General features: G+C 43.9%; 17 protein-coding genes and 1 pseudogene. 8 read left to right on the top strand and 10 right to left on the bottom strand.

The window, feature by feature from the left end; genetic code table 11:
* Position 1: 1 nt before the first annotated feature.
* The 4 genes and pseudogenes from BMZ28_RS09640 to BMZ28_RS09635 form a co-directional block, all read right to left on the bottom strand.
* Positions 2 to 1,366: an S-type pyocin domain-containing protein gene (locus BMZ28_RS09640; RefSeq protein ID WP_074822733.1), complete on the bottom strand. Its 1,365-nt coding sequence runs from the start codon at positions 1,364 to 1,366 to the stop codon at positions 2 to 4.
* A 220-nt stretch (positions 1,367 to 1,586) separates the two neighbouring features.
* Positions 1,587 to 1,898, bottom strand: coding sequence for an Rz1-like lysis system protein LysC (lysC, locus tag BMZ28_RS17730; protein WP_437438249.1), 312 nt, complete (start codon positions 1,896 to 1,898; stop codon positions 1,587 to 1,589).
* A 176-nt stretch (positions 1,899 to 2,074) separates the two neighbouring features.
* Positions 2,075 to 2,242, bottom strand: a pseudogene (locus BMZ28_RS17725) (glycoside hydrolase family protein); the annotation flags it as partial.
* A 39-nt stretch (positions 2,243 to 2,281) separates the two neighbouring features.
* Positions 2,282 to 2,599 (bottom strand): phage holin family protein, encoded by a 318-nt coding sequence (locus tag BMZ28_RS09635; RefSeq protein WP_074822728.1) that lies wholly within the window; start codon positions 2,597 to 2,599, stop codon positions 2,282 to 2,284.
* Between the two features lie 58 nt (positions 2,600 to 2,657).
* On the opposite strand from BMZ28_RS09635, the gene BMZ28_RS09630 reads away from it, so the two are divergent.
* The 4 genes from BMZ28_RS09630 (at position 2,658) to BMZ28_RS09615 (ending at position 4,584) form a co-directional block, all read left to right on the top strand.
* The gene (locus BMZ28_RS09630) at positions 2,658 to 2,939 is read left to right on the top strand and encodes a P-loop NTPase family protein (RefSeq protein ID WP_074822725.1); all 282 of its coding nucleotides are present in this window, start codon (positions 2,658 to 2,660) and stop codon (positions 2,937 to 2,939) included.
* Between the two features lie 427 nt (positions 2,940 to 3,366).
* The gene (locus BMZ28_RS09625) at positions 3,367 to 3,594 is read left to right on the top strand and encodes a hypothetical protein (RefSeq protein ID WP_047781433.1); all 228 of its coding nucleotides are present in this window, start codon (positions 3,367 to 3,369) and stop codon (positions 3,592 to 3,594) included.
* A 213-nt stretch (positions 3,595 to 3,807) separates the two neighbouring features.
* Positions 3,808 to 4,026, top strand: coding sequence for a DUF465 domain-containing protein (locus tag BMZ28_RS09620; RefSeq protein WP_047781434.1), 219 nt, complete (start codon positions 3,808 to 3,810; stop codon positions 4,024 to 4,026).
* A 315-nt stretch (positions 4,027 to 4,341) separates the two neighbouring features.
* Positions 4,342 to 4,584 carry a DinI-like family protein gene (locus BMZ28_RS09615; protein ID WP_047781435.1) on the top strand — a complete coding sequence of 81 codons (243 nt, stop codon included), beginning with the start codon at positions 4,342 to 4,344 and terminating at the stop codon, positions 4,582 to 4,584.
* A gap of 133 nt (positions 4,585 to 4,717) precedes the next feature.
* Here BMZ28_RS09615 and BMZ28_RS09610 read toward each other — a convergent pair whose 3' ends face one another.
* On the bottom strand, positions 4,718 to 5,371 hold the full coding sequence (locus BMZ28_RS09610; RefSeq protein ID WP_074822721.1) for a DUF7424 family protein: 654 nt from the start codon (positions 5,369 to 5,371) through the stop codon (positions 4,718 to 4,720).
* Positions 5,372 to 5,764: 393 nt separating this feature from the next.
* A complete protein-coding gene (gyrA, locus tag BMZ28_RS09605; RefSeq protein ID WP_074822718.1) occupies positions 5,765 to 8,590 on the bottom strand; it encodes a DNA topoisomerase (ATP-hydrolyzing) subunit A in 2,826 nt (941 codons plus the stop codon).
* A 274-nt stretch (positions 8,591 to 8,864) separates the two neighbouring features.
* Between gyrA and ubiG the strand changes: the two genes are divergently transcribed.
* The 3 genes from ubiG to nrdB all read left to right on the top strand — a co-directional run bounded on the left by ubiG (position 8,865) and on the right by nrdB (position 13,407).
* Positions 8,865 to 9,575 (top strand): bifunctional 2-polyprenyl-6-hydroxyphenol methylase/3-demethylubiquinol 3-O-methyltransferase UbiG, encoded by a 711-nt coding sequence (ubiG, locus tag BMZ28_RS09600; protein ID WP_074822715.1) that lies wholly within the window; start codon positions 8,865 to 8,867, stop codon positions 9,573 to 9,575.
* Between the two features lie 362 nt (positions 9,576 to 9,937).
* Positions 9,938 to 12,226: a class 1a ribonucleoside-diphosphate reductase subunit alpha gene (nrdA, locus tag BMZ28_RS09595; protein WP_047781438.1), complete on the top strand. Its 2,289-nt coding sequence runs from the start codon at positions 9,938 to 9,940 to the stop codon at positions 12,224 to 12,226.
* A gap of 44 nt (positions 12,227 to 12,270) precedes the next feature.
* Positions 12,271 to 13,407, top strand: a complete 1,137-nt coding sequence (nrdB, locus tag BMZ28_RS09590) for a class Ia ribonucleoside-diphosphate reductase subunit beta (protein ID WP_047781439.1) — start codon at positions 12,271 to 12,273, stop codon at positions 13,405 to 13,407.
* Between the two features lie 106 nt (positions 13,408 to 13,513).
* On the opposite strand, the gene BMZ28_RS09585 is transcribed toward nrdB, so the two are convergent.
* Positions 13,514 to 13,891 (bottom strand): hypothetical protein, encoded by a 378-nt coding sequence (locus BMZ28_RS09585; protein ID WP_074822712.1) that lies wholly within the window; start codon positions 13,889 to 13,891, stop codon positions 13,514 to 13,516.
* 201 nt (positions 13,892 to 14,092) lie between these two features.
* On the bottom strand, positions 14,093 to 15,292 hold the full coding sequence (locus BMZ28_RS09580; RefSeq protein WP_074822709.1) for a nicotinamide mononucleotide deamidase-related protein YfaY: 1,200 nt from the start codon (positions 15,290 to 15,292) through the stop codon (positions 14,093 to 14,095).
* Positions 15,293 to 15,638: 346 nt separating this feature from the next.
* Between BMZ28_RS09580 and tyrP the strand changes: the two genes are divergently transcribed.
* The gene (gene tyrP / locus BMZ28_RS09575; protein ID WP_047781442.1) at positions 15,639 to 16,844 is read left to right on the top strand and encodes a tyrosine transporter TyrP; all 1,206 of its coding nucleotides are present in this window, start codon (positions 15,639 to 15,641) and stop codon (positions 16,842 to 16,844) included.
* A 193-nt stretch (positions 16,845 to 17,037) separates the two neighbouring features.
* Here tyrP and BMZ28_RS09570 read toward each other — a convergent pair whose 3' ends face one another.
* Both BMZ28_RS09570 and BMZ28_RS09565 read right to left on the bottom strand, forming a co-directional pair.
* Positions 17,038 to 18,306 carry an MFS transporter gene (locus BMZ28_RS09570; RefSeq protein WP_047781443.1) on the bottom strand — a complete coding sequence of 423 codons (1,269 nt, stop codon included), beginning with the start codon at positions 18,304 to 18,306 and terminating at the stop codon, positions 17,038 to 17,040.
* A gap of 2 nt (positions 18,307 to 18,308) precedes the next feature.
* Positions 18,309 to 19,736, bottom strand: coding sequence for a M20 family metallopeptidase (locus BMZ28_RS09565; RefSeq protein WP_047781444.1), 1,428 nt, complete (start codon positions 19,734 to 19,736; stop codon positions 18,309 to 18,311).
* Between the last annotated feature and the right edge of the window lie 113 nt (positions 19,737 to 19,849).

Raw genomic sequence — 19,849 nt, 5'->3', positions numbered from 1 at the left:
ACTACTTACTCCTTAAAGTACTAGATGCTTTTTCTGCAAAATCATAAGCTGCGTAAGTCTCTTGAGAAGCTAAAGCCTCAGAAACTCCGTTACCAGAATTTGAGGTATTTAATCGATATAATTCGTGTAACACCGTTTTTTGTAATTCAACTTTTGATTTAAAGGCTTCAGGTCCAAGATAGAAACCATTGTCACCAAACATTGTCATTCCTGAAGCTGGTAAATTAGGTTCGTATTGTATTATCCGATTATTAATCACAACAGTTACTGCCTGACCTTTTGAGTGTGCTTGCTTGATCTGATCCATAACTTTGGAATCTAAAATTCCCTGAGCCTCATTGATGATTTTTATTTCAGTTTGATTAAAACCTTTTGATGCATCGCCATTACTACTAACCACCACATAAACCGGCTCAACCCCTGAGCCCTTAGCATCCAGTTGCCAGTAAATAAAGTCAAACGTTTCATCTGGTACTGGTGTGGTGAGGATCAGCGGCTTATCAATCGTCTCGATTGTCGTACCGGTATGCACCGGCGTGACCGGCTTCGGCGAACTGTTTCCGGTATGAGGGGGAAACATTGGCCCCGTTGGTGCTGGATTGATCAGGATAGTTCGTTCTGGTACTCCACCCATAGCGGGTATAATGATACTGTCCAGTCCGGTCACTGCATCCCGTACCGCATTAAGCACTGGTACCGCTTTTGACAGTGCCCCACCTGTTTTCAGCAGTTTAAACTCAAGCTGGTTGCCATTCATCATCAACGAACCCCGGGCAGGTAAGTCGATGGTTGGCCTGCCCGGCAAGACGGTCTGTTTTCCTGACAGGGTTGTCAATGGTAAGGATAATAGCGCCAGATTTTGCCCGTTCCATTTATCACTGCCTTGTCCAGCCTCTGAAGGCCACATTCCCATGACGACTGCCGCTGCAATTGGACCCGCTGTACTTGCCGTCGCTGTTGCGGCCAATGCCGCAAGTGCGCGTGCAATGGCTCCGGACACAGCGCTCGCAACTTGTGTAACGGGGGTCAATACCCCGCTCCCTGCAATTGAGAACTGTATCGCTCCCGGTGCACGACTTAACGCCATAATGCCCGCTGCCTTTAATGCATTGCTCGACGCAGTGGCCATTTCTGGGGTATAAACAGGCACAGGTTGAACGCCGGTAAGCTTAAATAAAGCCAGGCAATTCTCTTCCTCCGTGGTAAAACACAATGAAATACCCCCTCTATTGTTATCGGCAACCCAGCCTAATGGATGCATATAGCAGGCTGCGTCCTGTGACTTAAATTTAAATTTTCCCTCTCCGAGATAATTAATAATAGGTTCCTCATCACGGGATGAGAGGGTACGGCTCTCTTTACTCATGTATTAACTCCTTTTTGAACCAATGATAACTGTATATATATACAGCACCATTAATATACAACTAATAGTTGTTAACACCTAATAAAGGAGATCTCGTATTTCACTAAACTTCAGCATAAAACAAAACGAATATCGTAATCATCAGCATAATGCACGATAGATTTACCTTATATCCCTAAGTTTCTAACTGACTTACGGCTTACCCGTCAACAAGATTGAATCACCTCCCGCGAGAGTTATCCACCTTCTCTATCGCTGATATCTGGTTATTACACTGCTCAATCACTGCCAGCAGCTCAGCGACATAACAGGGATAATCGCCGTAATAACGCACCTGATAATCAGGGGCTAGGCACGGTCGAAATAGCGCCTTTGGTATTAGCAGCGGTGGCCTTGACCTCGGCGACTCGTTCACGCAGCCGCTGAGTGACAGAGTCAGGCACAGTAACGCACTTACTATTGACCTGCGTGGCTGTAAGTTGTTTTTGCAGATCTTGGTCCGATTATCACTAACCTGCTTTTGCTCAGCCACATTATCTATCACCTCCTAAATCTGCCGGTGCTGTTTCTGGAGTTTGGCTGAATAAGCCCGCTCCTCTGCTAACGCCACCACAGCCTGTTGCTTCTCATTTCTTAACTGGCTCAGTTGATTACCAAGCCAGCAGGCATGGAGCAGCAACAAAACAATGCATCATAATTGCCCCTGAGTTAATGGCCCCTAACAAGCTGAGTGACATCTCTTTCGAACTTAACGAGATCAACTTTAAGCAATTGTTCAGCTTCTATCGCGGTAATGATATCGCCACACCTAACACCCTCAATGTGTCCGTATCCGATCGTTAACACACCAGCTGGACAAACATCAGCTTTCAATTCCCGAGACTCGAAACCTTAATTAGGTCGATGCCCTTTTGACTAATTATCATCGCCTTGACCTCCGATTCTTTTAAGAAAACGCTTTTCGAGCACTTTGATAAATTCAGCTCCAGACCAACCAGCTAGGCCAGCAATACCACTGGCAAACTCAGCTGCCCATGTGTAATAACTCGCGGCAAGCAAAACCAGAGCACCAGCAAAAATAGCGACAATCGCCTGTAGTAGAAGAATCGACCAGCGGAATTCTTCACCGTTTAGGATTCGATAGGCGTAGCTTGCAACGGCACCAAGCAACGTCATGACTAAAATCAGCACATAACTAAATGAGCTGTAGTTTTGGGGTTCTTTTATTGGCATATGTATTTATCCCCTTCAAGGGGAGCGGTGTGGAAGATAACCAAAATCACGTTGATTAATGACAAAAGCATTTGATTTTTTAGCTCGCCTTAAGCAAGCGGTGCCGAGTCACATTGAACCGAAGTTTAAAACCGCTGATGAACTGAGGGCGTGGCACGATGAGCAAGGCCTCATTGCTAGCGCTCAGATCGCCGAGACTATCAAGCAAGCTAGAATCCGCACAGTGATGGGACGCTCAAGCATTCAGAAATTATATGAGAACTGTACACTCGATAACTACAACGCAGAAACGGAAGGGCAACGGAACGCGTTAACGAAGGCGAAACCATTAACCAGTTAAGTTAGAAACAGAATAAATTACCAGCGTTACAATATATTAAAAATCTCTGTAATATAACGTTATACAACGTTAAAAATCATATATTTTTATTATCATGATTTATTTATAGAAACAGAATTAACATTATAATAAATATTTCAGAATAAATAAGAGATTTATAAAAACATTTATTCCTATCTGGACACCTCCTTCAAAACCCATCATAAAAAACATTATAAAACCTGTGGTTATAATTAGATTTTGGATAAACAAAACACCTTACAAGATATAAGTAAAAAATACGCCATACTCTAGGAAAATAATTAGCACTAAGAATCAAGAAAATAAATAAAGATAAATCCCATAAGATTAATGACCAGCAGTTATGTACTATACGAATGCAACAAAATAAATACTATTTTTTATCATTCTTATAAGGAAGTACATAATGAAAGAATTAACTCTGGCAGAAATTGAAACGGTAAATGGCGGATTTGGCTTATTAGCAGTACCAGCTGGAATTGGTCTTAGTTTGTTTATTCCGACCATCGTTTTGGGAGCAATTAGTGGGCCGCTTACCGGTGGTCTGGGTTTCGCAGTTATGGCGGCAGGGATTGTCGGGACTAGCCTCTCTGGTGCCGCAATGGTAGCAAGTATTGCCCTTCCTATTCTTTAATAACCTATAAATCCAAAGCTGCTGATTTATTAGCAGCTTTTATTTTGCGATATTATATAAAACTTACTACCGAATAATCAGTGGCAAGTAACTAGTTAATTCCATCGATAACTTTATTTTCTATCAACAGCTTCACAATGTGACATTCATCCGATTTATATATGCTATTCGCTGACTATAATAATAATTCGTACATTATTTTAGGGAGGTGTTATGTTTCCAGAATACAGAGATCTAATCTCTCAGCTTAAAACTACTCATACTCGTTTTCATTCGCTGTTCGATAAACATAATAAGTTAGACCACGAAATCCTCCGGCTAGAAGCCGTCAGCCGTAATACGCTTAACGATCAAATTTCACAGTTAAAAAAAGAAAAGTTGCGCATCAAAGATGAGCTCTACAATATCTTGCGCGAAGAATCTAACGCCTAGACTTTCGGCGCAGTAAGAACCCGCTCAATGCGGGTTCTTTTAAGTTATTATCATTCTTCCTATGACCAACATCGCTCTTCTCCATGAGTTTTCCCCTTCCGCAAATTAAGATATCAGAATGAATATCCTTAACTAAAGCGCGTTTACCTCATTATACGCAAACAATACTTATGGATATCTTAATGAAATTATTATAGTTATTGCAATAAACAGCCTATTGACCGCGTTAAAAATCAATATCCTGTTGCATTATAAAATCGCCTTAATATACTATATATATATACAGTATTTTAAACAGTGCTATTGAGGTTCAAGATGCAAGTTGAAATTTCTATACGCAAAGAAGATCGATTGCCAGCAGGGGCTGAAGCCGCATTAAAGGAAGAGCTTGAAAAACGCCTGTTTTGTCATTTTGCCGATGTTCGGGTCAGGGTTCGTCGTGGCACCGCCAATGACGTTACCGTGCTGGGCGGAATGAAAACGGATAAAGAACTGGTCACTGAAATCTTACAGCAAACTTGGGAAAGTGCAGATGACTGGTTTGATGCTTACCAGTAATGCTTAAGTTTAAGTTATCAAGCAATCTACAAGCACATAAATATGTGTATACAAAAACTGCACCTTAACCAGTTGATATCCAACTTTTTAGGTGCAGTCTAGTTTTTCTAACAATTCGCTATAATAACGTTGCTTATTGAGAGCGTATCGCTAGTATCGTAGCTCTATTTTCGATTAAATGATCGACCGATGTATCTGACAATTTAACCGTAAAAGTACTGTCTTTTTTCACGGCCAGATCGCTGTAAATAATAGGCGTATATTTCTTATCACCAAAATTTACATACGAAGATAAGAAAATTAATTTTAAGTCGCTGGCTGAATCGTTTTTTACTTCAACTAAAATATTAAGCTTTGTTACACCCAGCGATAATCTATCCATTGATTTCTTTATCTTATTTTTAAAAGACTCCGAAATAGCAATACCTAAACCAATATTTTCATTGCCGTAAAATAGAACGTCTTGTGTAATATTTCCGTCAACCACTTTACCCGCATGGAACACGGTGTCAAAAACAGCCAGAGACTTCATATTACTGGTGTAACACTCTTTAAATTTAGCTCCAGCAAACACACCTGGGATCTTAGTCTTAGCTTCAGTCAATGACTTGGATTCTTTTCTTGAATCTCGATAGTCGTTACAAGCAGGAACTTCGACGGTAATCATACCCGATACTTCTTTGGGCGTTTCTGACGTTAAATCAGAAAAATTCATCTTTGATGCCATATCAATTTTACACGCCGAAAGCGCTAAAATCATAGGAACAACCAGTAGTATTTTTTTCATCCCTACCTCAAAAATTATAATTAATATTAGTATGTTATTTTCTTTTTCATCATATCAATAGCAAATGTAAAACTCACCAAGCGAAAAAATTCAATGCATTATTCTTGAACGAGCTCACACATTTAAGACACTAAAAAATCAACATTATCAAATAAATAGGAAAATTTAATAATAAAAACCCTATTACTTAAAAACCAATAAGAGTAGTTAATTAAAAGATATTATTATATTTTTATATCACTAGCTTCAGCCGGTAGTATTTTATTCAATTTATATATACCGCTTATATCGATGACCAAACCACTTATTTCCGATAGCTGATTTAACGCTTAAATAACAGCCAATAAAAAAGCCAGCATTATGCTGGCTTTTTTAATAGATTAAGCTGACAGATTATTCGTCTTTCGGCTCATCTGTAGCATCACCGGCAACGTCTGCTGATGGTGCATTCGACATTTCTTGCTCATCTTCATCACCGCAAGAAATTTCTTCATCATCGTCTTCAGGCTCAACAACGCGCTGCAGACCAACCACATTCTCATCTTCCGCTGTACGAATCAGCGTTACACCTTGAGCATTACGGCCAACTACGCTAACTTCCGATACGCGAGTACGCACTAAAGTACCTGCATCGGTAATCATCATAATTTGATCGCAGTGATCGACCTGAACCGCACCGACAACATTACCGTTGCGCTCACTCACCTTAATCGAGATAACGCCTTTAGTACCGCGAGACTTGACTGGGTAGCTGGACAAAGGCGTACGTTTTCCGAATCCGTTTTCAGTTACGGTAAGAATATCGCCAATACCAGTGGAAGAATCTTCCTCTGAACCGTCAATATCTTCATCTTCTTCAACGATTAACTCTTCGGCTTCGATATCTTCAATATCCAACGCTTCAATATCCAACGCTTCAATATCAGCATTTTCAATATTGAGATCTTCAGCATCGCTTACCAGTAGTTCATCAGCATTGCCGACTAAAACAGCACCATCAATATTAGGAATGATCAGTGAAACCACTCTATCATCATCCGCTAATCTGATACCGCGAACGCCACCAGCGGTACGTCCCATAGAACGTACGTGTTTCTCAGAGAAGCGAACTACTTTACCTTTGGCAGAGAACAGCATGACTTCACTACTACCATTAGTTAAGTCAACGCCAATAAGCTCATCGCCTTCCTTCAGATTAACCGCAATAATACCAGCGCTACGTGGGCGGCTGAATTCAGTTAATTGCGTTTTCTTCACGGTACCGCTAGCGGTAGCCATAAAGATGTTCAGCCCAGCTTCATATTCACGCACCGGTAGAATAGCGGTAATACGCTCATTCGGTTCCAGCGGCAGAATATTAATGATTGGACGACCGCGGGCTCCGCGGCTGGCTTCTGGCAACTGATAAACTTTTAGCCAGTACAAACGACCACGGCTGGAGAAGCAAAGAATCGTATCATGGGTATTGGCTACCAACAGACGATCAATAAAGTCTTCTTCTTTAATGCGTGCTGCTGACTTACCTTTACCACCGCGACGCTGTGCTTCGTAATCAGACAGAGGCTGATACTTCACATAGCCCTGATGCGATAAGGTCACAACCACGTTTTCCTGCTCAATCAAATCTTCGATATTGATATCGGCAGTATTCGCAGTAATTTCAGTGCGGCGTGGATCGTTATACTGATCGCGAATGGCTTCAAGCTCTTCACGAATCACTTCCATTAAGCGCTCTGGATTTTCCAAAATAAAGATCAGTGCCGCAATTTGCATCAACAGTTCTTTATATTCATCCAGCAGTTTTTCATGCTCAAGGCCGGTCAAACGGTGTAAACGCAGCTCAAGAATAGCCTGTGCCTGTTGTTCGGTCAGATAATACTGGTTATCACGAATTCCAAACTCAGGTTCCAACCACTCAGGGCGAGCGGCATCATTACCAGCGCGCTCAAGCATCGCTGCAACGTTACCCAGATCCCATGCCCGAGCCAATAGCGCGACTTTTGCTTCCGCAGGCGTCGACGCAGAGCGAATCAGTTCAATAATCGGATCAATATTGGCCAGTGCAATCGCCAGACCTTCCAGGATGTGTGCACGCTCACGGGCTTTACGCAGTTCAAAAATAGTCCGGCGCGTAACCACTTCACGGCGGTGGCGAACAAACGCCTCCAACATCTCTTTCAGGCCCAACAATTTTGGCTGTCCCTGATGCAGGGCAACCATGTTGATACCAAAAGTGACCTGAAGTTGAGTTTGTGAATAAAGATTATTCAGCACGACTTCCGCAACGGAATCACGCTTCACTTCAATCACAACACGCATACCGTCTTTGTCCGACTCGTCGCGCAGAGCACTAATGCCTTCAACTTTCTTGTCTTTTACCAGCTCGGCAATCTTTTCGATTAAGCGAGCTTTGTTCACCTGATACGGGATCTCATGAACAATAATCGTTTCACGACTCGTCTTCTCATCGGTTTCGATTTCAGCACGAGCGCGGAGGTAAATTTTACCACGGCCAGTTCGGTATGCTTCTTCGATACCACGACGGCCGTTAATAATCGCGGCGGTCGGGAAGTCAGGTCCTGGGATGTGTTCCATCAGCCCTTCAAGGGTAATGTTTTCATCCTCTATAAAAGCCAAACAACCGTTGATGACCTCAACCAGGTTATGTGGCGGTATGTTAGTTGCCATACCGACCGCAATACCAGAAGAACCATTAACCAGCAGGTTAGGTATTCTGGTAGGCAATACGGTAGGAATTTGTTCTGTTCCGTCGTAGTTTGGCCCGAAGTCAACGGTTTCTTTATCAAGATCCGCCAACAGGTCGTGAGCCATCTTCGACATACGAATTTCGGTATAACGCATTGCTGCGGCTGAGTCACCGTCAATGGAACCAAAGTTCCCTTGACCATCGACCAGCATATAACGCAAGGAGAATGGCTGTGCCATACGAACAATCGTATCGTAGACAGCACTATCACCGTGCGGATGGTATTTACCGATTACGTCGCCGACTACACGCGCCGATTTTTTATATGGTTTATTCCAATCATTACCGAGTACGTTCATTGCGAATAATACGCGACGGTGTACTGGCTTCAGTCCATCTCGAACATCTGGTAATGCGCGCCCAACAATAACGGACATCGCATAGTCAAGATAAGAGTTTTTAAGCTCATCTTCGATATTGACCGGCATAATTTCTCTGGCAAGGTCGCTCATGGAGCCGCTATCCCTCTAATATTATCAGCCCGGAAAAGGTGCAAAATTATATCACATAACGCAGCTTGTTTCTAATTTTCACCGCTTTATCTTAGTCTACGAAGATAAATCTTCACACCCTATGATAAGTAAGGTCTTATCAACGCTGATGAATCCGGAAAAGCTAACGCATTTATTTAGTTAGAAAAAACAGTTCACAAAGACAAGATGACAAATTTATTATGAACTCAGGTATAATTGCCCTTCTCTAATATCACCCATTCAGGTATGCCGTATGAACTCATCAGAAAACGTCGATCACAAAGAGATTGCTAAATTTGAAGCAGTCGCCTCACGCTGGTGGGATCTCGAAGGTGAGTTTAAACCATTACACCAAATAAATCCGCTGCGTCTGGACTATATTCAGCAACGCGCCAACGGTATCTTTGGCAAGAAAATTCTCGATGTCGGCTGCGGTGGCGGTATTCTGTCTGAAAGTATGGCCAGAGAAGGTGCACTGGTCACGGGATTGGACATGGGCTCAGAACCTTTACAGGTTGCCCGTTTGCATGCACTGGAAAGCGCCCTACCGGTTGAATATGTTCAGCAAACCGTTGAAGCCCATGCCACAGAACACGCCGAACAGTACGATATTGTAACCTGTATGGAAATGCTGGAGCATGTTCCCGATCCGGCATCGGTTGTCCAAGCCTGTGCCCGGTTAGTCAAACCAGGTGGTCATGTATTTTTCTCAACCATTAACCGTAATACCAAAGCTTGGCTCATGCTGGTGGTTGGTGCAGAATATGTGATGAACATGGTGCCGAAAGGCACCCATGACGTTAATAAATTTATTCGTCCATCCGAACTAATAAGCTGGATTGATAGCACTACGCTACGTGAACGCCATATGACCGGGTTACATTACAATCCCCTCATGAAGTCATTTAAGTTAGGCGGAAATGTTGACGTTAACTATATGGTTCACTGTACGCGCGATGAATGATTATTATGTTGCTAAAGCGTTAACAACGTCGTTTGTCAACGCTTATTGTTGAGTAAAAGTCCAAGTGTTGAATAAAGCGGCAGTTGAAAAATATTTTACCAAAAATAAGTATCCTATTATCATAAGACCATTGGTTAATAACCTCCGATACCACGGTAACTTAGCGCGCTTATCCCAAAAGTTATCCACACATTTGCCCGATTTTGTTCACTTGCAAAAAACATCATAGAACACTATCTTGTAGCTTATATTCCTAAACACCCCTATATATTGTGTTTTAGTTACGAAACCACACAAGGCTCGTAACATTACGAATACCTGAATTAAATCACACAGTCCTTACGGAAAGGTAGTATTACGCTATGAATCAAAGTCTATTAGTCACTAAACGCGATGGCAGCAAGGAACGCATTAATCTCGATAAGATTCATCGGGTTCTCGACTGGGCAGCGGAAGGCTTAGAAAACGTTTCTGTTTCTCAAGTTGAGTTACGCTCACACATCCAGTTTTATGATGGGATTAGAACCTCAGATATCCATGAGACGATTATCCGAGCTGCGGCAGACTTAATTTCACGTGACTCTCCTGACTATCAATATATGGCAGCCCGTCTGGCCATTTTCCACCTGCGTAAAAAAGCCTATGGTCAGTTTGAACCACCAGCGCTATATGCACATGTGAAAGACATGGTTGAACAAGGCAAATACGATAAACATCTGCTGGAAGATTATACTCAGGAAGAGCTTGAGCAGATGGATTCCTTTATCGATCACTGGCGTGATATGAATTTCTCCTATGCGGCCGTTAAACAGCTGGAAGGGAAATATCTGGTTCAAAACCGCGTTACTGGTGAAGTATACGAAAGTGCCCAGTTCCTTTATATTTTAGTGGCGGCCTGCCTGTTCTCACGTTACCCACGCGAAACCCGTTTGGACTATGTGAAACGTTTTTATGACGCCATTTCCACGTTTAAAATCTCACTGCCAACCCCGATTATGGCTGGCGTGCGTACCCCTACTCGCCAGTTCAGCTCTTGCGTATTAATTGAGTGTGGCGATAGTTTAGATTCAATCAATGCCACTTCTAGTGCCATTGTTAAGTATGTTTCTCAACGCGCAGGTATCGGGATTAATGCCGGTAGAATCCGTGCTCAAGGTAGCCCGATTCGCAACGGTGAAGCATTCCATACTGGCTGTATCCCATTCTATAAACACTTCCAAACGGCGGTAAAATCCTGCTCTCAGGGCGGCGTACGCGGCGGAGCAGCCACCGTATTTTATCCGTTATGGCATTTGGAAGTGGAAAGCCTGCTGGTATTAAGAAACAACCGCGGAGTGGAAGAAAACCGCGTGCGTCATATGGACTACGGTGTTCAGTTGAACAAACTGATGTATCAGCGTTTGGTTAAAAACGAAAGTATTACTCTGTTCAGCCCGTCAGATGTTCCGGGACTGTACGACGCCTTCTTCGCCGATCAGGACGAATTTGAGCGGTTATATACGAAATATGAGGCTGATTCCTCTATTCGTCAGCGTCAGATAAAAGCTGTTGAACTGTTCTCTCTGATGATGCAGGAACGTGCTTCTACCGGCCGTATTTATATTCAAAACGTTGACCACTGTAATACCCATAGCCCGTTTGATCCGACTGTTGCACCGGTTCGTCAATCTAACCTGTGTCTGGAAATTGCCCTGCCAACCAAGCCGCTGGACGATATCAATGACGAAAAAGGTGAAATTGCCCTGTGTACGCTTTCAGCATTTAACTTAGGTGCCATTGACAGTCTGGACGAGCTGGAAGATTTAGCCGTGCTGGCGGTTCGTTCTCTGGATGCATTGCTGGACTATCAAGACTACCCAATTCTGGCCGCTCAACGCGGTTCTATGGGGCGTCGTACCTTGGGTATTGGCGTGATTAACTACGCTTATTATCTGGCTAAAAACGGCGTACGCTACTCAGACGGCAGCGCCAACGGCCTGACCCACAGAGCTTTTGAAGCCATTCAATATTATTTGTTAAAAGCCTCCAACGAACTGGCTCGTGAACAAGGCCCATGCCCATGGTTTAACGAAACGCGTTACGCCAAAGGTATTCTGCCCATTGATAACTACAAAAAAGATCTGGATTCATTATGTAATGAACCACTTCATTATGATTGGGAAGCACTGCGCCAAAGCATTAAAACTCATGGTTTACGCAACTCCACGCTGTCAGCCCTAATGCCATCAGAGACTTCATCGCAGATCTCTAATGCCACTAACGGTATTGAACCACCGCGCGGTTATATCAGTATCAAGGCATCGAAAGATGGTATTCTGCGTCAGGTAGTACCGGATTACGAAAAACTGCACAATTCCTATGAATTATTATGGGATCTACCGAGCAACGACGGTTACCTGCATCTGGTTGGCCTAATGCAGAAATTTATCGATCAGTCGATTTCCGCCAATACTAACTACGATCCAAGCCGCTTCCCGGGTGGAAAAGTCCCGATGAAGCAACTATTGAAAGATCTGCTAACGGCTTATAAATATGGTGTAAAAACCCTTTACTACCAAAACACCCGTGATGGTGCTGAGGATTCTCAGGAAGATTTATTACCGGCTAAGCAAGACGACGATGGCTGCGAAAGCGGCGCTTGTAAGATCTAATGAATTTCAGGGGGGCATTTGCCCCCTTATGACAGGGATAAATTATGGCTCACACTTACACGACGTTCTCTCAAAATAAGAACGATCAACTACAAGAACCCATGTTCTTTGGCCAGCCAGTTAACGTGGCCCGCTACGATCAGCAAAAACATGAGCTGTTTGAGAAACTGATTGAAAAACAACTCTCTTTCTTCTGGCGTCCGGAAGAAGTGGATGTCTCGCGCGATCGTATTGACTATCAAGCCTTGCCTGAACACGAAAAACATATTTTCATCAGTAATCTGAAGTATCAGACCCTACTGGATTCTATTCAGGGCCGTAGCCCAAACGTGGCTTTTCTGCCGTTGATCTCTATTCCTGAGTTAGAAACCTGGGTGGAAACCTGGTCATTCTCCGAGACCATTCACTCCCGTTCTTATACTCATATTATCCGTAATATCGTTAATGACCCTGCAATTGTCTTTGACGATATCGTGTCTAACGAAGAGATTCTCAAGCGCGCCAAGGATATCTCCGGCTATTACGACGATCTGATTCGACTGAGCAACTACTATCATTTGCTGGGTGAAGGTACCCACCAAATTAATGGTAAAAGCGTTACCATAAGCCTGCGTGCCCTGAAAAAGCAGCTTTATCTGTGTCTGATGAGCGTTAACGCACTAGAAGCCATTCGTTTTTATGTTAGCTTCGCCTGCTCATTTGCTTTTGCTGAACGCGAACTGATGGAAGGTAATGCCAAAATTATCCGTCTGATTGCCCGTGATGAAGCGCTGCACTTAACCGGCACCCAGCATATGATTAATCTGATGCGTTTGGGTAATGACGATCCGGAAATGGTGGAAATTGCCAAAGAATGCCAACAGCAATGCTACGACCTGTTTGTGCTGGCTGCTCAGCAAGAGAAAGAATGGGCTGACTACCTGTTCCGCGACGGCTCGATGATTGGCCTGAATAAAGATATTCTGTGCCAGTATGTGGAATATATTACTAATATTCGTATGCAAGCGGTTGGGCTGGAATTACCGTTTGAAACTCGCTCTAACCCAATTCCGTGGATCAATGCTTGGTTGGTCTCTGATAACGTTCAGGTCGCCCCACAGGAAGTAGAAGTGAGCTCTTATCTAGTCGGCCAAATTGACTCTGAAGTTAATGCTGACGACCTGAGTGATTTTGAACTATAAGTTTTTATCACTCGAGTAAACAGCAGACCGACAGTGAAGTTATACCTCATTGACGCCGATATCCCGGTTAAAACCGGGATATCGATTAACATTCAATACACTTTAACTACTCATCAAAACCGCGAAGCTGTGGCTTATGTAGTTTCGCTACCCATTCGCCATCAGTTTTCACAAAGCCTACCTTATCGCGATTACTTCTGACTTCATGAGATCCCGCCGGTTTAAAATCAGAATAAACGTCACACACCATCGCATCCGGTTCCTGAATTTCGCAATTATCAACCGCCATAATCTGTAAGCTACCAATATCGTTTTTTACCATATCCATTGCCATTGAATTATCATGCTGTTTGGCATCGTGTAAAAACGCATTTTTTACCGCACTATCAGCTTCAGAGATGGTCGGTATCATTGCTTCCTCATTCGGAGCAACACAAGCCGTTAATAACAGAATGCATATCCCTACCCAATAACGCTTTTCCATAAATGTCCTTATATCTGTCATTTCACCATTACAATTTGCCTACACAATAATGGACTAACTCTTTCATTTCCTTCGATATGGTCAAGTTTTCTGTTATTAACTGATAAAAAAATCAGAGGTCATGAACCTACATAACTAACAAAAATCCCTACAACATCATATTAAGCATGCTGTAGGGATTAGGGTAACTATTAATTGCGATTAATGAGCCAGAGTTTCAGCCTGTTCCAGCCACTCGTAATGACCAAAAATAGTGCGCTGGTTTAACCAGCGAGACAACATATCTAACATCAGCATCACACTAACATCTTGCTGAACCTTCACGCTGTGGTGACGAGGCATATAGCGTACGCGTTGAGCATAGCAACCGGTTGGGGTATAAAGCGCCAAAGACAGACAGCCTTCATGATACTGGCCAATCGCCATACCAATCTGGGCATTATTTTTCACGGCAATATCTGAAGCACGGGAAAGCAGTGTTTCCAGCGTCTGCTCATCCCCCTTAACGTAAACTTCTGCCCCGTTGAGTACTGTTCCTACCAAAGACAGATTCCAACTGAGTAAACCCGCACTAAACTGTTCACTTAAAGCAACTTGCAACTGCCGTTGATGCAAAGCACGACTCACTAAAACCGGTAACCCTTCGGTTCCTTCATATAATAGATTGTCATCGACGCCTTGCTTGATGATCTGCCAGTTTCGTAGCATTTCCTGTCGCTGGCTAGCCGGGCCGGTCAGTTTCAATTCAATAATTGGCATTGAAGAGCGGTAGCCCATCACACAGCCTTCCGGCAACGTCAGGACATCAAACTGCTGAGCCAGACTACTTTCGGTACGACCAAAGCTGGTTAAACGCAAACAAAGAGGCGGCTCATCCAAAGTATAACGCTGGCGTAAGCGCGGTAGAATTTGGTCTTTTACCATCACTTTGAATTCTGAAGGCACCCCTGGCGTAAAAAACATCAGACAATCATTAAGCATAAATGAGAAACCACAGGCCGTACCCACCGGATTATCCACTAATTCTGCACTTGCCGGGATCATCGCCTGCTTACGGTTAGTATCAGACATCACGCGCCCACGGGATGCAAAATAGTTTTCCATATAGGCTATCCACTCAGGGTGTTCAACCAACCCTTCTCCCAGCGCCGTTGCTGCCGCCAGTGCGCTCAAATCGTCACTGGTTGGCCCTAAGCCACCGTTAACAATCAGTACATCCGCATGATGACTGCGCTCAAGGATCGTATTCACCAGACTATCCAAATCATCCCCCACAGTTGTCCGGCTACTGAGTGGTAATCCCTGTTGGAAGAAACAGTCTGCCAGCCAGGCTGCGTTGGTATCAACGATTTGCCCATGCAGAACTTCATCTCCCGTACTTAACATCTCAACCACTAACATCTTAATGACTCCTGTTCACGATGACTGGATTACCCCGCCGCTGGTCAATCTATTTTATGCCGGATAAAACCGACATTCAGCTAAAATAATACGCTCAACGATGCATTTATTTGTTTATTTAATCAGCTCAATGGTTAAATAAAAACCACAAACCCAGCTTAATGTAAAGATAAAATTACACCTCGTATCAATAGTTTGACAGCTTTGATTATCTCACATACCCTACTTCAACCCTCCGGTAGCCATGCTTTCGGGCTATCGAGCAATGAATAAACAATGAATAGCCACAGTGCTATTTTGTCGTTTATCAAACCTATTCACATAACGAAAATAAATCGAGGTTCGTGTGAGGAATCGCACCCTAGGCAGTATATTTATCGTCGCAGGTACCACCATCGGTGCCGGTATGTTAGCTATGCCACTCGCTGCGGCAGGCGTCGGATTCGGCGTAACCTTTGCTATGTTGGTTATTCTATGGATGATGATGTGCTACACCGCCTTGCTGCTGGTGGAAGTTTATCAATACAGTGATGCCGATGACGGCTTGGGGACTTTGGCTCACCGTTATCTGGGCACCAAAGGAAACCTGATCGCCGGGTTTGCCATGTTATTTCTGATGTATGCTTTGGTCGCTGCTTATATTAGCGGTGGTGGTGAATTACTGTTAGTTAGTATGAATGATTCCCTCAGTCTCGATTTACCTCATATGTCCGGGCCACTGATCTTTACCATCGTTGGTGGTGGCGTGGTTTGTATCGGTACCCATTCCGTAGACCTTATTAATCGCTGTTTATTTACCGCCAAAATTGTTTTTCTGGTGATCATGCTTTCCTTAATGATGCCACACGTACAGAGCGTCAACCTGACCACGCTACCGCTGGAACAAGGTTTGGCTATTTCAGCCATTCCATTAATTTTCACCTCATTCGGCTTCCACGGCAGCATTCCCAGTATTGTGAAATATATGGGAGGGGATACCGCCAAGCTGCGTAAAATCTTTATTATTGGTAGTGCCATTCCGCTGGTAGCTTACATTTTATGGCAACTGGCTACGCTGGGCGCTATTAGCTCAACCACGTTTGTCGGTATTATTGCTGCGGAATCTGGCCTTAACGGGCTCCTGCAAGCGGTGAAAGAAGTGGTGAATACTCCAAGCGTTGAAATCTCGGTGCGCTTGTTCTCCGCATTGGCATTAGCCACCTCATTCTTAGGCGTTGCCCTGGGATTATTTGACTATCTGGCTGACCTGTTTAAGCGCAACAATAGCACCTCAGGTCGTTTACAGACGGGCCTGATCACCTTTTTACCACCGCTGATGTTCGCCCTGTTTTATCAGAAAGGTTTTATTATTGCGCTAGGTTATGCGGCGATTGCCCTGTCGGTTCTGGCGTTGCTACTACCAGCTATGCTGGTCATTCAAGCGCGTAAACAGCACACCGAAGGTTACCGGGTACCTGGTGGGTCTTTGGGGGTAATACTGGCTCTGTGTTTTGGCGTTGCTATTATTTTTATCCAAATAGGTATCGTATTTGGCCTGCTACCGCAGGTTTGATATCCCCTAATCGGTTCCCCTGATACGCTTTGCCCGCCTTTAGTCATATGGCGGGTTTAAGTCAGGGGAATATCAATTTCTGTCATTTAATCAAACGGCGTTAGCACTCAGCCCAGAGCAGCAACGCATCAAAAACCGCACTGCGGCGTCAGATTAAAAGAGCGGCCATCATGCAATGGCCACCCTACTTCCATTATTTCCGATTAAGTTGATAAGCTTGCTGTATGGCTAACAGACTCATAAACCCGACGACAATTAAATAATAACTCGGGGATAAGTTGTCTCCAGTCATGCTAATCAATAAGGTGCAGAACATCGGTGCAAAACCACCAAATAGCGTGACGGCTACGTTATAGCTGACGGCCATACCGGTAGCTCGCGTTCTGGTTGGGAAAATATCGGCCATCATCGAAGGCACGGTGGCAAAATAAATCGACTTTAATATCGCCAACCAACCTACCAGTAAAATTAATGATACTGCGCTGAGGTAGTGAATCATTAACCAGAATCCAGGATACACGGTGATCAATAACACCACCAGCGAACCGACCATCAACGGGAAACGACCTTTTTTCTCCGCCCATAATCCCACAAACGGCGTCAATATCATGAGAATAGCGCCGGAAACGATCGTTGCACCAAATGCAGTCGTCGCAGGCAAGCCCAGCGTTTTAGTGGCATAGGCGGGAATATAGTTCAGCATATAGTTAATCGCCGTGGAGATAACCATCAGTCCGCTGGCAATAAAAAACAGTTTCTTCTGCGTCTGAACAATCTCTTTTATCGGATTTGCCGACTTCTCCGCCTGAGAAAACGTTTTTGACTCATGCACATGTCGACGAATGTACAGTCCTACCGGGCCGATTATCAAACCAAAAAAGAATGGAACGCGCCATCCCCAATCATACAATTGTTCTTGGGTTAATACGCTGGACAAAACAAAGCCAAATAGTGCAGCCAATAGTGAGCTCACGCCTTGAGTCGCAAACTGCCAACTGGCAATAAACGTTTTACGTTCTGGAAAATGCTCAACTAAAAATGCCGTGGAACTACCAAATTCACCACCGGCGGAAAATCCTTGAATCAACCGGGCAACCATAATCAAAATTGGCGCACTAATACCTATGGTGGCGTAAGTGGGCATCACGGCGATCATCAAGCATCCCAGCATCATTAATGCAATGGACATCAAGAGTGACGCCTTTCGCCCCGCTCTGTCAGCATAAGCCCCCAGAATAACAGCACCAAAAGGTCGGATTAAAAACGACAGTCCAAAAGTACCGAAAGTAATAATTAACGAAATGGTTTCATTTTCATTGGGGAAAAATGCCCGCGCAATGTAACTGGCAAAGAAAGCGTAAACCGCAATATCAAACCATTCCAGCGCATTACCAATGCAAGTGGCAAACAGCGTTTTATATAAATGAGGCTGGTTATTCTGTTTATTTATTGATGCATCCATGACTATCCCTTAGGTTTACCTGTTGTTGCTTGATATTGCTTGTGCTGGTTAATAATTTGTTCTCCTTGCTCACCAAGTTGCCAAAACAATCGCGCCATAATGTGCAATCCTTCATAAGCGATGCTTTTTAGCATATGTTCATTGACGGCATGTTGACCACAGGCCGGGTAAGAGTGAGGGATCCAGAGCGTAGGAAGCCCTAATATGTCACTGAAAATATCATTCGGTAACGATCCACCTAAATTAGGAAGCAAGGCTGGTACTTTATTGGTTGCCTGCTGCATGATATCTAATGTCCAGTTCACCAATGGATCGGCTGGGTCAAAACGGGTGGCCGGAGTCATGCCACCAATTTCTACATCGACCATGGTGAAACCATGCTGGTCTAAATGCTGTCGCAGGTATTGAGCAATATTCTTATAGTCGGTACCCACCACAAAGCGTAACTGACAGGTAGCCTGAGCTCGTGCGGGAATCGCATTCATCGGGGCTTGGGGGTTACCGGTGGTATAAGCCAACACTTCTAAACTGTTCCAGGCAAAAAGCTTTTCCGCCGCCGTCAGCCCGGCCTCTCCCCAATCATGATTGACTTCAGGATCGCCTTCTTGACCTGCGGGTTCAATATCACTAAGAATCTGACGAACCGTTTGGCTTATCGCCGGTGGCTTGAGTCCTTCAACTAAAATGGCGCCACTGGCGCTAACCAATGACGCAATGGCGTTGGCTAACTGAGTCCCCGGATTCGTCAGTAATCCGCCCCAATTACCCGAGTGATAAGCCTGCTGTCTGGCATGAATTGATAAAGAAAAATTTACGCATCCTCGGGAGCCCAAAAATAACGTTGGTCGCTGTTTATTCAGGCGAGGGCCGTCAGAAGCAATAAAAACGTCTGCCTTAAGTTGTTCTTTATAGCGCTGAGCAATTTCTGCTAAACCTGGGGATGATATCTCCTCACCCATTTCAAACAGAATTTTGCAGTTAAAGCCTAGCCGCTGTTGGCGGGCATGATAGACCTGTTGTAACGCTGATAGATTAATTGCATGCTGTCCCTTATTATCGGCGCTTCCCCGCCCATACCAGCGTTCCTCCTCTTCAACCAGCTGCCAAGGGGATAATCCTGCTCGCCAATTTTCCGCGTCACCCCAAACCACATCGCCATGTCCATAACAAAGTACGGTTGGTAATGCCGCATCTTCTATTCGTTCAGCAATCAATAAAGGGCGGCCTTCCACAATAGGATTATCAACTTTCTGTAGGGTAAATCCCATCGAGGTTAACTCTGGAGCAATCACCTCATCCAGATAACTATCAATAGCCGAATTACTGCCTATTTTCTGGCTTTCTGTTTGGTAAGCAATTTTTTGTGCCAGTCGATCTTTAAATTCATTTTTAAAAAAATCATCAATATTATTTAATAGCACTTGAAACATAATGTTTCCCCTGAATTTACTTTAGAATCAACTTATACCACATCAAAATGATACTTACGATTCTAAGCTAATGTTACGTAACTCCCTTGGTATTAAAGGCGTTACCCCCCCAA

The organism is Pragia fontium DSM 5563 = ATCC 49100, from assembly GCF_900112475.1.
Classification (GTDB): domain Bacteria; phylum Pseudomonadota; class Gammaproteobacteria; order Enterobacterales; family Enterobacteriaceae; genus Pragia; species Pragia fontium.
This window is presented reverse-complemented; position numbering and strand designations above follow the sequence as displayed.

Coding starts and splice junctions, on each gene's coding strand:
- BMZ28_RS09580 (WP_074822709.1), bottom strand. CDS start 15,292: ATGTTAGTGGTTGAGATGTTAAGTACGGGAGATGAAGTTCTGCATGGG.
- ubiG (WP_074822715.1), top strand. CDS start 8,865: ATGAACTCATCAGAAAACGTCGATCACAAAGAGATTGCTAAATTTGAA.
- BMZ28_RS09635 (WP_074822728.1), bottom strand. CDS start 2,599: ATGCCAATAAAAGAACCCCAAAACTACAGCTCATTTAGTTATGTGCTG.
- BMZ28_RS09630 (WP_074822725.1), top strand. CDS start 2,658: ATGACAAAAGCATTTGATTTTTTAGCTCGCCTTAAGCAAGCGGTGCCG.
- BMZ28_RS09610 (WP_074822721.1), bottom strand. CDS start 5,371: ATGAAAAAAATACTACTGGTTGTTCCTATGATTTTAGCGCTTTCGGCG.
- BMZ28_RS09625 (WP_047781433.1), top strand. CDS start 3,367: ATGAAAGAATTAACTCTGGCAGAAATTGAAACGGTAAATGGCGGATTT.
- BMZ28_RS09585 (WP_074822712.1), bottom strand. CDS start 13,891: ATGGAAAAGCGTTATTGGGTAGGGATATGCATTCTGTTATTAACGGCT.
- nrdB (WP_047781439.1), top strand. CDS start 12,271: ATGGCTCACACTTACACGACGTTCTCTCAAAATAAGAACGATCAACTA.
- BMZ28_RS09640 (WP_074822733.1), bottom strand. CDS start 1,366: ATGAGTAAAGAGAGCCGTACCCTCTCATCCCGTGATGAGGAACCTATT.
- BMZ28_RS09615 (WP_047781435.1), top strand. CDS start 4,342: ATGCAAGTTGAAATTTCTATACGCAAAGAAGATCGATTGCCAGCAGGG.
- BMZ28_RS09565 (WP_047781444.1), bottom strand. CDS start 19,736: ATGTTTCAAGTGCTATTAAATAATATTGATGATTTTTTTAAAAATGAA.
- BMZ28_RS09620 (WP_047781434.1), top strand. CDS start 3,808: ATGTTTCCAGAATACAGAGATCTAATCTCTCAGCTTAAAACTACTCAT.
- gyrA (WP_074822718.1), bottom strand. CDS start 8,590: ATGAGCGACCTTGCCAGAGAAATTATGCCGGTCAATATCGAAGATGAG.
- BMZ28_RS09570 (WP_047781443.1), bottom strand. CDS start 18,306: ATGGATGCATCAATAAATAAACAGAATAACCAGCCTCATTTATATAAA.
- nrdA (WP_047781438.1), top strand. CDS start 9,938: ATGAATCAAAGTCTATTAGTCACTAAACGCGATGGCAGCAAGGAACGC.